The sequence below is a fragment of the Ekhidna sp. genome (genome assembly GCF_965212185.1).
GTDB lineage: Bacteria > Bacteroidota > Bacteroidia > Cytophagales > Cyclobacteriaceae > Ekhidna.
In genome coordinates, this window is the sequence record NZ_OZ243102.1 from 1,659,252 (window position 1) to 1,672,350 (window position 13,099).

General features: G+C 37.5%; 12 protein-coding genes. 8 read left to right on the plus strand and 4 right to left on the minus strand.

Annotation, left to right across the window (positions count from 1 at the left end; all coding sequences use genetic code 11):
* Positions 1–15 precede the first annotated feature (15 nt).
* From ACOMC3_RS07255 to ACOMC3_RS07275, 5 genes are all read left to right on the plus strand, one after another.
* Positions 16–1,119, plus strand: a complete 1,104-nt coding sequence (locus ACOMC3_RS07255; protein WP_420318868.1) for a fatty acid desaturase family protein — start codon at positions 16–18, stop codon at positions 1,117–1,119.
* Between the two features lie 76 nt (positions 1,120–1,195).
* A complete protein-coding gene (locus ACOMC3_RS07260; protein ID WP_420318869.1) occupies positions 1,196–1,696 on the plus strand; it encodes a uracil-DNA glycosylase family protein in 501 nt (166 codons plus the stop codon).
* 36 nt (positions 1,697–1,732) lie between these two features.
* Positions 1,733–4,858: a T9SS type A sorting domain-containing protein gene (locus ACOMC3_RS07265; RefSeq protein ID WP_420318870.1), complete on the plus strand. Its 3,126-nt coding sequence runs from the start codon at positions 1,733–1,735 to the stop codon at positions 4,856–4,858.
* On the plus strand, positions 4,855–5,328 hold the full coding sequence (locus ACOMC3_RS07270; RefSeq protein WP_420318871.1) for a hypothetical protein: 474 nt from the start codon (positions 4,855–4,857) through the stop codon (positions 5,326–5,328). Before ACOMC3_RS07265 ends, ACOMC3_RS07270 begins: the two co-directional genes overlap by 4 nt.
* A gap of 81 nt (positions 5,329–5,409) precedes the next feature.
* Positions 5,410–5,583, plus strand: coding sequence for a hypothetical protein (locus tag ACOMC3_RS07275; RefSeq protein ID WP_420318872.1), 174 nt, complete (start codon positions 5,410–5,412; stop codon positions 5,581–5,583).
* A 35-nt stretch (positions 5,584–5,618) separates the two neighbouring features.
* Here the strand turns inward: ACOMC3_RS07275 and ACOMC3_RS07280 are convergent, their stop codons facing one another.
* The 3 genes from ACOMC3_RS07280 to smc are packed head-to-tail and all read right to left on the minus strand — an operon-like array spanning position 5,619 to position 10,737.
* Positions 5,619–6,221 (minus strand): DinB family protein, encoded by a 603-nt coding sequence (locus ACOMC3_RS07280; protein ID WP_420318873.1) that lies wholly within the window; start codon positions 6,219–6,221, stop codon positions 5,619–5,621.
* A gap of 55 nt (positions 6,222–6,276) precedes the next feature.
* Positions 6,277–7,197, minus strand: coding sequence for a hypothetical protein (locus tag ACOMC3_RS07285; protein ID WP_420318874.1), 921 nt, complete (start codon positions 7,195–7,197; stop codon positions 6,277–6,279).
* A gap of 18 nt (positions 7,198–7,215) precedes the next feature.
* Entirely contained in the window at positions 7,216–10,737 is a 3,522-nt protein-coding gene (gene smc, locus ACOMC3_RS07290) for a chromosome segregation protein SMC (protein ID WP_420318875.1), read from the minus strand.
* A 307-nt stretch (positions 10,738–11,044) separates the two neighbouring features.
* Between smc and ACOMC3_RS07295 the strand changes: the two genes are divergently transcribed.
* Positions 11,045–11,413: a response regulator gene (locus ACOMC3_RS07295; RefSeq protein ID WP_420318876.1), complete on the plus strand. Its 369-nt coding sequence runs from the start codon at positions 11,045–11,047 to the stop codon at positions 11,411–11,413.
* Positions 11,414–11,462: 49 nt separating this feature from the next.
* A complete protein-coding gene (locus ACOMC3_RS07300) occupies positions 11,463–11,966 on the plus strand; it encodes a hypothetical protein (RefSeq protein ID WP_420318877.1) in 504 nt (167 codons plus the stop codon).
* Between the two features lies 1 nt (position 11,967).
* On the opposite strand, the gene ACOMC3_RS07305 is transcribed toward ACOMC3_RS07300, so the two are convergent.
* Positions 11,968–12,357 (minus strand): cytidine deaminase, encoded by a 390-nt coding sequence (locus tag ACOMC3_RS07305; RefSeq protein ID WP_420318878.1) that lies wholly within the window; start codon positions 12,355–12,357, stop codon positions 11,968–11,970.
* A gap of 92 nt (positions 12,358–12,449) precedes the next feature.
* Here ACOMC3_RS07305 and ACOMC3_RS07310 point away from each other — a divergent pair, with 92 nt between their 5' ends.
* Entirely contained in the window at positions 12,450–12,935 is a 486-nt protein-coding gene (locus tag ACOMC3_RS07310) for a nuclear transport factor 2 family protein (protein WP_420318879.1), read from the plus strand.
* Positions 12,936–13,099: the final 164 nt, after the last annotated feature.

Below are 13,099 nucleotides of genomic sequence, written 5' to 3' on the forward strand. Positions count from 1 at the left end.
ATTAATTTTTTATTTATGTCAATGAAAGCTATGAGCCAAAAAGTGGTTCGATTTAAAAACAATTTGCACGAGGATTTTAATAAGACTTTAAATCAGCGTGTGAATCAGTATTTCAAAAATTCAAAGTACGGCCGCTATGCAAATAGCGAAATGGTTACAAAATCCATTTTCATGTTTGCTTTATACTTTGTCCCATATTTCATGTTTTTGCTCGGAATCGTGCAAAACATATGGGTATTCTATCTAATGGCCTTTTTAATGGGCTTAGGAAAAGCTGGAATTGGGCTGTCTGTTATGCATGATGCCAATCATGGAGCCTATTCCAAGAAGAAATGGATCAATAAATTGGTGGGTTATTCTTTAAATGTTGTTGGTGGAAATGCAACGAATTGGAAAATTCAGCATAATGTAAAGCACCATACCTACACAAATGTTACTGGTATGGACGAAGATATTTCGCCTAAGGGAGGCATTCTGCGATTTGATCCAAATACGCCTGTGAAAAAACATCATAAATGGCAGCATATATATGCTTGGTTCCTTTATGGACTTATGACCATGAGTTGGATTATCGTAAAGGATATCATTCAGCTAGTTGAATATACGAAGGATGGAATGCTTAGAAAGCAGACTAAGAGTGTAACGAAAGCTTGGATCTGGTTGATTCTGACTAAAGTAGTTTACTACTCATACATCCTCGCATTACCTATTCTATTTACTTCTTTACCGTGGTATCATATATTGCTTGGATTTACCCTTATGCATTATGTCGCTGGATTCACATTAGCGATCATTTTTCAGCCTGCACATGTGATGGAAGACCATACATTTGAAAACGTTGAGAATACCGATGTTGTAGAAGAAAATTGGGCAGTTCATCAGCTTAAGACGACTTGTAATTTTGCTGCAAAGAATAAGATTCTTTCATGGTTCGTTGGTGGTTTGAACTATCAGATAGAACATCATTTATTTCCAAATATTTGCCATGTTCACTATAGAAAGATTTCAAAGATTGTAAGAAAAACAGCAGAGGAATACAATATTCCATATCGATCTTATCCAACATTCATGTCGGCACTTGTGTCACACGGCAAAATGTTACATTCACTCGGAAGATAAGATGAAAGCCTTGCTTAGAGAGATTAAGAGTTGCACAGTGTGTAGCTCTTTTTTTTTGCATGATCCTAAGCCAGTAGTGAGTGCTTCACCTTCTGCTAAATTGTTAATTATTGGTCAGGCTCCAGGCAGAAAAGTGCACGAGTCTGGAATACCATGGGATGATGCCAGCGGAAAGAATTTGAGATCATGGTTAGGCCTTTCTGAAGAAGTCTTTTATAATCCCGATAAGGTAGCATTGGTTCCCATGGGTTTTTGTTACCCAGGCTCTGGAAAATCTGGAGACCTTCCTCCACGACCAGAATGCGCACCTCTCTGGCACGAAAAACTATTGTCAAAATGTGATTCCCTAAAGCTTATCTTACTAATTGGGCAATATGCACAGAGATATTATTTAGGACAAAAGATGGAGAAAAACCTTACCAAAACTGTTGAATCCTATCAAAAATACCTTCCAAAATACTTTCCACTTCCACACCCATCGCCACGAAACCGAATCTGGATGAAAAAGAATCAATGGTTTGAGAATCAACTACTCCATGAATTAAAGGCAAGTATCGAAAAATTGGAATTGCAATAAATAGAGTTGAGTATCTTGCTACATTATTTTTTTATTATGAGAAAAATTTTTCCTATTCTGGCTACCGTTGTAGCTATCGGTGTAATTGTAAAGATCCAGACACCTAATGATTCATTTGCTGACTTCTTAAAAAACCATCCATATAATCTGTCATCAGATTTAGGAGAGTGGGAGCAGATTCCAAAAAAAGACCGCCCTGATTTAGCCATGCAGCAAAACTTCTTGATGACTGTAGATCCAGAAACACGGACGGTTCCTGTTGAGCGATTGGTTAAAGCATTCAAAGAAAAAAAAACTTATCTATCTGGTAGATCAAGCGCTTCAATACCAGGGATTACGTGGACTGAGAGAGGCCCTAACAATGTTGGCGGGCGAACCAGAGCGCTGATGTGGGATCCGAATGATGTGAATACTCAAAAGCTGTGGGCCGCAGGAGTTGCAGGTGGAATATGGTTTAATCCCAATATCACAGATGCTAATTCTTCATGGCAGAATGTTGATGATTTCATGGCAAATCTTGCGGTATCTACATTAGCATTTGACCCTACGAACACCCAAGAATTCTATGCGGGAACAGGAGAAGGCTATTTCAATGGTGATGCTGTTCGTGGAGCAGGTATTTTTAAGTCGACAGATGGTGGAAATACTTGGTCTCAATTGAATTCTACTGCTAACTCAACATTCAATTACGTACAGAGAATTGTTGTTACGGATAGTGGGACAATTTTGGCATCTAGTAGAGGAGGAGGCGTTCAAAGATCAACAGATGGAGGGGAGACATGGACAGGTGTCCTTGATTCGAATTCTGAAGGAGCGTTTAATTCAGATGGTAATGATTTAGAAATTGCCGCCAATGGAGATATATATGCTACTCTTGGGATTTTCTCAATAGGAAGTATCCATAGATCTTCTGATGATGGATTAACATGGGAATCGATAACAACATCCGGTACCAATCAGGAGCGCATTGAACTTGCGGTTGCTCCATCCGCGAGTAGTGATGCATCTACTACTGTTATTTATGCAGTTGCTTCGAGAAATTCTGATATTGCATGGTTTAGAAAATCTGAGGATGGCGGATCAACTTGGACTGATTTGACCATTCCTAAATACAGGGCACAAGATTGTTCAGAAAGTGAGAATGACTTTACTAGAAGCCAGGCATGGTATGATTTAGCAATAGCTGTAGGTCCTGCGGATGAAAATGTAGTAGTGGCCGGTGGGATTAATGTTGTACGATCGGGAGATGGAGGGGTATCAATGAATGAGGTTTCTTATTGGACCTTCCCTGGAAATTCCTGTGATCCGTACGTTCATGCTGACATTCATAATATCGTTTTTAGACCCGGTAAACCTGAACAGGCTGTTATCAGCAGTGATGGGGGAGTGAGTTTTTCAGCTAATCTGGGAACAGCAACTAGTCCAACCTTTGCTGATAGAAACAAGGATTATAATGTCACTCAATTTTATGCGGTGGCTGCACAGAATACTGCGGATGTAAATTACTATTTAGCTGGCTCTCAAGACAATGGTACGCAGCGATTTAGAGACTCTGATGGTTTGTCAACATCAGAAGTAACCGGTGGAGACGGTGCTTTTTGTTTCATCGATCAAGACAATCCTGCTTTTCAAATCTCTTCTTATGTGTACAATAACTACTATTTACTGAATTCAAGTGGCGGCTTTGTTACAACATTGGCAAGTAGTGATGCAGGCAGATTTATCAATCCTGCAGATTATGATAATTCAGCGGACATCTTGTATTCAGCAGGAAACCAAGGAGAATTGTTGAGAATATCAGGAATTAGTGATACTCCATCAGGTCAGGAGACTTTGCCTCTCACTATTAATATGGAACTAATATCGGCAATAAATGCTGATGCACTTCAAGACAATAGGGTATTTATTGGGACTGGAAGTGGTGGTGTCTATCGCGTTGATGATGCCGCTGACACTCCAAGTGTAACGCCTATTTCTGATGATATTTCAACCGAAGGGTATGTATCTTCAATTGCGTTAGGTCAAACTGATGATGAGATTTTAGTTACATTCTCAAATTATGGAGTTAACTCAGTTTGGTATACCAATGATGGTGGATCTACCTGGGAAAACAAAGACAACTCCACATTACCAGATATACCTGTTAGGTGGGCACTATTTAATCCAAAAAGTCCACAAGAAGTTCTTCTTGCGACTGAACTAGGCGTTTGGTCTACTAGTAATTTATATGAATCCAACCCCGTTTGGGGCTCGGCATCAACTAACCTTGCCAATGTAAGATGTGACATGCTTCAGGTGAGATCAAGTGATAATAGAGTGGTGGTAGCTACTCATGGAAGAGGTGTTTTTACTACGAATGTTTTTGATGTCTTGGCCACACCTTCTGATTTGAGTATTGAACAGATTGATGATTCAATAAGTCTAAATTGGGTGGATAATGCCTCCTCCGAAGAAAATTATGTGGTAGAGAGGTCTATCGGAGACGATCAATCATTTGAGTTGCTCGCTACTCTTGATCCTAATACCGTTTCATTTGAAGAGAGTGTACCCGCCACCAATACTATGGTTTATTATAAAATATACGCTACTTCACTGCTTAGAGGAGACTCAAGAGTTATTGAGGCAAACATCTTAACTCTACCGGAAGTCCCTACTATTGAGGAAACAACGAATATTACTTCCAGTGAATTTACACTAAACTGGTCTGTGACTGATGAAGTAAATCAGTTTGTAATCGATGTATCTGAGGATAGTGAATTTTCAACGTTTCTTGGTGGTTTCCAGTCAAGAATTGTAGTTGGAACGAATATTACAATTTCTGAGAGACCAAGTGGAACGTATTATTTCAGATTAGCCTCAAGAAATACAAAAGGTAATTCAGCTTATACTGAGACAGAAATGGTTGTCCTCGATCCGCTTTCAGTAGATAAAAGTGAGATAATCATCTTCCCTAATCCTGCAAATAAGGAATTTTCAATCCAAGGAGTTAGTGAGTCATCATCATTAAGCTTATTTAATATGATGGGGCAGAAAGTGCCATACAATCAATCAAAAAGTGGTAATACCATTCAAGTTGATATATCCTCTTTAGGGGAGGGAATTTACTTTTTAAAACTTCAGGACGGAGCGAATAAGATTACCAAGACAATCATAAAACAATGAGATTTACATTTATAATTATCGTTTTTGTCATAGGCTGTAAAGCGAGCTCCCCTGCAAATAATTTCCCAGAGATTGAAAATCAAAGTCTTTTTATAGAAGACCGTAGAGAAAGTGCCAACAACGAAATTTCAATCACTTTTAAGAACGTCAGTGAAAATGATGTGTTGGTAGTTCGTCCTCTTGAGCCAATGATAGAAAGGTGGACCGGTGAGAACTGGGAAAGAGTTAGTGTACTCTATTGTGATTGTGAATCGCCATGTCCAGCACCTCCACAGGAAAGATCTATTGGGAAAGGTGGCTATTTTGTTTTTTCATGGAATGGTATTGAAGAAGAGTGTGTTCAAGGCGATCAGGGAAGGATCACCAATAGATCAAAGGCGTCCCCTGGACACTATAGAGTGATATATTCTATAGGATCTGAAAGCACATCTTCAACAAAATTAGAATCTAGATTTACCATATCCGAATAAATTAGGGTAGTTAAAATACCAAAAATCTGGTATTGATATTTAGTGACAAAGCATTGAGATTAGCCATATAATCATTTTGCTATGGATGCTACTACTATTTCAACATGTGATGGAAACCAGTCAAAATCATTCGATAGGATGAAGATTGCCCGGGTTCTTCTAGAATTGGCTGAATTTCATTTAAATTCATCAGACTCAAATCAACTCATTTCTAAAGAAGGAATTGAAAAATTACGAGCAAAGATTGAGAAGTAATAAAGGCCAGGAATTCTCCTGACCTTCATCATTTTTTATCCTGGAAATCCTTCGCTTGCTAAGATTTCTCTTATTTGATCAATATGTCTTTCTGTATGACCTGACATAAATAAAATTCCTTGATACGAATCAATGAGTCCAAAAGGAAATTGCAAATAGTAGTTTCTAAGATTTTTATCAGCTGATTTTACAAACTTGATATTGGCTTTCCTACGCTTTTGAAAGGTTTCGATCGTTTCATCAAAACCTCCAAAACTGTTGGTAGGCTCAAATTCTTCCCTGGTTTTGACTTTCTGTTCTCTACTTGTAATTAATCCTAATATCTGATCGTCAGTCATCGCTACTTCAGACCTTTTGTCTGGATCAGCTTCTTCCTGAAGGCTCATTTTGATCATTTCAATAAGATTTTTCTCAGAGATAGCAATGTGTTCCATGCACTCTGCTACAGACCAGCTGTCATCGTTTGGTTTGTAATTGATTTGCTCATCATTTAAACCATCCACTACCGCAAGCAACTCTTTCTGTGTTGCTTTAAGATGTTTAATGGCTTTTTCCTGATCTTCAGAACTGAGGCTGTTTTGTGCAATACTTATCACAGTCCATAAAAGGCAAAAAAGTTGAAGTGTAATTCTTTTCATAATTCTGTTTTTCATCTAGACGAAAAACAAAATACAATATGGACAGACCAGAAAATTAAAATTTAAGACTCACCAGATAACCAATGGAGAAATTGGATTCTCTATCGAAAATGTAGGAGTAAGTAGGCTCAACATATAGAGCACTATAGATAACATTCCCGGCTTTTAATTTCTCATTATTCGTAGGGTAGGTGCTTGGAGGTTTCAGTACATAATATCTATTCTGTTCATTATCTATTTCTGCTTTAACGAATTCATAGATAATTCCACCAAGCATGAAACATAGATTTCGATTCTCAAATGGAACATCTAGTAAAGCATCACGAACCTCTCTAAATACAGTAGTATCGCGAACATCTCCTAGGAAATATTTTGATCCATGAATTTCGATAGTTGAGGTATCTGCGTCATTAACCCAAGCCAGTTTTGTATTTCCAGAACCCACATCAACCATGAATGATTCATCAATAAATTCTTTAGGTATAGTGGCTATCATGGCATATCTGGCTTCATTTTCAGGAGTCACAGAAATGACGGGTATATTTAAATATTGTACTCTATTGCGGAGATCTTCAATATTATCCTCAATTACACTGGAGCTTACCACCATGTAAATGTCATCAGGACTTACTCCAAATTCAGTAATCGCGTTCTTATACTCAATAATATTTGAAGTAATCTCATCCGCTGAGTTGGCACCATAAATGATGTTACTTCTTCCAAATTCTTGGTCTTTGAGCACCCATCGAGCTTCTTCATCTATTTCAATGATGAAATAATTTAAACCCAATGAGCCTAGCTCTATCACGGCATTGAGTTTACCATTTACAGGTTTTTGAGGCTGGTAATCAAATACTCTTTCTTTTGAGGTTTCTGGGGGAGAAATAGGACGATTGGTTCTATCTCTTGTTTTCGGTGAGTCACAAGCGGTTGACATCACAAGTAAAAGAATGACAACTTTGAAGATGATTTTCATTGTTAATCCTCTTTGGTTTTATGCAAGTTCACGTAAATCTACAGGAACTACTTTAGATACACCCTGTTCTTGCATGGTAACTCCGTAAATAACATCAGTACTAGCCATGGTACGCTTATTATGTGTTACAATGATGAACTGAGATTCCTGAGAAAATTTTCTAATAATTTCATTGAACTTATCAATATTGGCATCATCCAGCGGGGCGTCTACCTCATCAAAAATACAGAATGGTGCCGGTTTAAGTAAGTAAATAGAGAATAGGAGAGATGTAGCTGTCAATGTTTTCTCACCACCGGATAATTGATTGATCGTAAGCGGACGTTTACCTTTCGGTTTTGCAATAATATCTATGGAACTTTCTAGTGGTTGATCTGGATTAGTTAGAATAAGATCACAATCATCCTCCTCGGTAAATAATGTTCTAAATACTTTAATGAAATTGTCCTTGATTTCCTGAAAAGCGGTCATAAAGGTTTCTTTGGCTACCTCATCAATCTCACTAATAGTGGTTAAAAGAGATTCTTTAGCGTTTAGTAAGTCTTCTTTTTGATCTGTAATGAAAGTATGACGCTCCTGGATTTCTTCGAAAGCTTCCATTGCCATTGGGTTAATTGGCCCAATATTGTCCAGTCGATTTCTGAGCTTATCCACCTTATTACGTAGATCTTCTTCCGTAAATTTCTTGTATTCCTCTACATCCTGATCTTTGATGTTTTCCAAATTGATATTGAATTCCACCGAAAGACGATCTTTGACTGAATTTAGACCCATTTTGGCATCATTGAGCTTATTCTGCCATTCCATCAATGCATGGTCTATGCCTTCCCGTTTACGCTGCGTTTCTCTTAGATTTTTTTCTTCTTCATCTATATTTCCTCGTGCTTCGTAATATTCTTTTTCTGCTTCATTTACGCCCCCTTCTAAAGATTCCTTTTCCTCATACATCGAAACAAGCTCATCATCACTAGCTGTGCTCTTTTTTACCAGTTCGTTAAGGTTGGCGCTAGCATTTTCAAGTTCTTCGCGATTTTTTTCTATTCTCTCTAAGGAAGTCTCGTATGATTCTTCTTTAAAGGAAATCTCCTGAAGGATACTATTAAGCTTATTTTGTCTTTGATGGAAGATTACATTTTCCTCATTGTATGCAGATGATTTATGATCCAAAGCCTCTTGAAGAGCAAGCGTTTCTTCCTTTTTAGATTCAACACTATTTTCAAGTTCGCTTAACTCATCTAATTCTTTTTCCGCCTGAGGTCTTAATGATTGTAGTGATTCTTCCAGCTCTTTGATTTGCTGCTGAATATCTTCCCTTCGATTCTTATTAGAAGTTAGCAAATCAAGAAATTGCTCTTGCTTTGTCGAAACTGAGACTTCCATCTCTTTAATTCGTGCAAGTTCTTCTTTCATCTCCTCCAATTGAGAGGCTTTAGATGATTGCTTAAGTTCTTCCAGAGTGGCCTGCAGCTTGGTGATTGTGCTTTCAACTTCACCTTGTTTCTTTCGAAGATCCTTAATCTCTTTATCTAATTTTTCAAGATTCTTTGCACGCCCAATCCGTTTACCCTCAAACAGCCCTATTGATCCTCCAGAGATGCTATACTTCCTGAATGTTATTTTTCCTTCCTTGTCTAAAAGTATAATATCCTGACCAGGCGCATCTTTGGGGCTTGATGTCACATATACGTTTCCAAGAAGGTGTTTAAGTAGATTCTCATACTTTGAATCAAATTCTATTACCTCTAATGCGTGCTTGGAATTATCTGGACCATTAACATCTACTGCTTGAAATGCTTTTAAGTTTTCCAGTATAAAGAAATTTGCTTTTCCCCTGGTTGATTCACTCAGAAGATTCACTGCAGTCATTGCGTCTTCCTTGGTATCAACTATATAATAGTTCATAAAAGGCTCAAGGAAGTTTTCGATAGTTATTCGATATTCCTCCGGACAGCTTAGAATATCAGACAACAATGGGGCATCTTTCCATTGTGGATTCTTTTTCAAGAACTTAATAGCCTCCGGAAATCCTTCCAGATTATCAACTAGTGATTTTGTGAGGTTGTATTCATTTTGACGTGCGTCAAGTGATCTATTAAGTATGGTAAGTTCCTCCCGTGTCAAAGCATATTGCTCCTCAGTTTGAGAGATTTGATCTTTTAAAGATTCTTCACTTTGCTTTAGTGTATCAAATTGTGTCTGCTTTTGGCTTTTCTCCTTTTCAATTTCCTCGAGTCTGTTTTTGAATTCTTCGAGGTTGGCACTTTTTTCACTGGTATCCTCGCTTGTCTTACTCAGCTCATGGAGCATGGATTTGAGCTGAATATCCTTAATTTCAATCTCTTTACTTAATTGAAATTTTTGATCTTTCTTCTCAGAAAAATAGGTGTTTAACGAGTTGAGCTTTTCCTGAGCTTCGGTTGTTAAGTTCTTCTGCGATTCATAGTCGGCTTTAAGTTTCTCAACCTTGGATAGGATGGAGGTCACTTCCTTTTCAATTTCTCTTGCTTCAATTCTAAGTCCTTCTAATGAAACAGCTGCACGCTCACTGCTTTGTTTGTCCAAACTTATCTGCTCCTTAAGTGAATCAATTTTGTCATGAAGAAATTTTTGTCTTTCGTTCTTGATCTTCTTATCACTTTCATATTGCCGTATTTTACTCACATGATCGTTGAGAGATTTTTGTCTTGATGAAAGTAATTTTTCTTTTGAGATAAGGTCAGCTTTTGCTTTTTCAATTGCTGCCTCCTTTTCATTTACCAGTGCATTTAGAGCTAGCCTTTTGTCGTTTTCATCCTTTATCTGAGCCTGAATTGCATCAAAGTGCTCCTGCTGATTATCCATTACCTTTTTGGCAAGTGCAATGCTGGAGTTTTTGTATTCATCCTTAAACTCATAATACTTTTTCGCTTGATTAGCCTGGCGCTCCAACGATTTGAGATTTTTCTCAATTTCAAACAGCAGATCTGCAACCCTTTCAAGATCAGCATCCGTATCTCCTAATTTTTTAAGAGTCTCCTTTTTTCGTATTTTGAATTTTGATATTCCAGCTGCCTCTTCAAATAATGCTCTTCGTGAGTTATCCTTATCATTCAGAATATCATCCACCATTTTAAGTTCAATGATAGCATAGCTATTGGAGGCGATACCTGTGTCCAGAAATAGGTTTGTGATATCTTTTAGTCTACAAGTGACTCCATTCAATAAATACTCACTCTCACCAGATCGGTAATACCTACGCGTAATGGTTACTTGAGAGTATTCTGTAGGAATTAAATTTTTGGTATTATCAAATGTTAGTGAAACTTCTGCTAACTGTGTGGGTTTTCTTGCTTTTGTGCCATTAAAAATGACATTTTCCATTTTGTCTGACCGTAGTACACGAGACTTCTGTTCGCCTAGTACCCAACGAATAGAATCAACAACATTGGACTTACCGCATCCATTAGGACCAACAATTCCAGTAATGCCATCGTCAAAGTTGATAACTACACGGTCAGCAAAACTTTTAAAACCCTTTATCTCTAACTTTGTTAACTGCATTTAAGATCAAATGATTATCAAACGGCCTTTTATGGTGAAGCCGACAAAAATATAGGATTAAGTGGCAACTGTGACTTCTACTTTCTAATTTGTGTTAACGATTTTTCCACCTTTTATCCCCACTTTTGCATTATAAATTCAAAGTTTGGGTTTTCATGTAATTATTTGGAAGATTAATCGAATGACTTAAGGGAATTTGAAATCTTAGTTGCATTATTGTAACATGCCAAATCCAATTATAGGATAAGCCCAAGTTTTTTGAGTAAAGTCCTTTATTTTTAAAATAGTAGATAGCGAGCACGAAAATATGGAGAAACCAACCATTCTTTACGTAGACGATGATCAATTCAATATCACGTTGTTTGAATTCAACTTTAAGAATGAGTTTGAAATCCTTAATGCTACTTCAGGGCCTGAAGCTTTGGATTTGATTCAGAATCATGATGAAATTAAAGCAATTGTCAGTGATGTAAGAATGCCTGAGATGGACGGTATAGAGTTTATCACAAAAGTCAAAGAAACGAAGGAAAGCTTACCTTGTTTTTTACTGACTGGTTACGGTGGTGCACAGGAAGTCGTAGATGCTATCGATCAAAATCTAATTGTTGGTTATTTCAGCAAACCTTTTGACAAGGAAAACATTATTACCACGTTGAAGTCCACTATCAACGAATAAACACTGCTAATTTTAATAGAGTTAAAATGTGATGCCATAAATTAGCATCATGGACGATTTTAATTTTTGGTGGTATATCATAGCTGCAGTTATTTACTTTCTCACTAGAGGTAAGAAAAAGAAAGATCAATCACCTTCTCGTCCGGGTTCTGAGAATAAACCTCCGCAACAGAGCCAGCCCAAATCTTTTGAAGAACTACTCAAAGAAATTACAGAAGGTCGTACCGAAGAAGAACCTACTCCGCGTCAGGAACCTGTCGTTATAAAGCAGGATGATTCTGAAAAGGAAAATATTAGACTTGAAGGAGAAAGAAGATCTTTTGCCGATGATGAAAGCAGGAGAGTATATGAAGAGTCTATTAAAATGGCAGAGGGAGCTGATTTAGAATTTAAGCCTGACGAAAATTTCCACAGCCCGAGCTTGTTTAAAGGTGCTAAAAAGATTGAGGAAGAGGAAGAGTGGACAATAGCTGATGAAATTCGTGATGGCCTCAACACTAATGAGGCTAAAAAAGCAGTTATTTATAGTGAAATCCTTTCTCGAAAATATTGAATTAGGAGTTTTTCAACTTAAATGCATGTGGCAGTAGTTCAGATGAACTATGCTTTTTGGATTGGCTGCCATCACAATAGCTCATAATTTCCGGATCGCCAAATTCATGAATAACTTGTCTGCAAGCTCCGCATGGTGGCGTTGGGTTCGGAGTAGGCGTATAAACAACCAGTTTAGCTATTTCAATTATTCCTTCTTCATTTATCGCATTTGCGATCGCGTTTCTTTCAGCACAGATGGTTAATCCATATGATGCATTTTCTACGTTACAGCCCGTATAAATATTACCTGATGTAGTAATAAGTGCACACCCTACTCTAAAATTACTGTAAGGAGCATATGCCCTTGAAGCAGCTTCCTTTGCCTTTAAATTCAATTCATTATCCGACATACTCAATGTTAATGAAATCTTAAATATTTTACCTACTTATCAGATCGCGCGTTAAATTTTGTAGTTTGCATTACAACTTCAAACTATACAATATGAAATACTTACCAATATTTTCCTTTTTATTATTGATCGGAGCATGCAGTTCACCTGGCACCAATCAAGCTGTGATAACTGACCAGGATGAGGATATTCTTAGAGAGTTCAAAACGGTGCTTTGGCCGAAGGCTTATAATGAGCAGGATACAGCATTATTGAATCGTTTGCTACACGATAAATTCCAGATGATGGATGATAATGGCGATAGCTTTTCTAAAACTGATGAAATAGAGTATATCAGTGATTACGCTCCAAGTCACGATGAGTTTAACTATGAAATCACCAGGCTTGATTTGTTTGATAATGGAACTGCTGTAGTATCCGGAACAGGAACCATGAAGGGAGTGGAAGGAGCTGAAGCTTACATTACAACCTATAAATCGAGTAATGTTCTGGTTAAGCAAAATGGTCAGTGGAAGGCAATTAGCAGTCATGTAAGCGGCGTAAAAGAGGAGAGGTTTCCGATGGCCCCTGAAGAGTAAAAAATGCCTTGACTAATCAAAGTCAAGGCAAAGCGGGCTAGTATAAGGATTGATTATGAGAATATTAGGTGATTAGGTGATTAACCTAAATCCTTTTAATAGCAGCTTCAAAGCTAAAATCAATAATGCTCTAATCTTAACAAATGCAGATCCAATGAATGAAG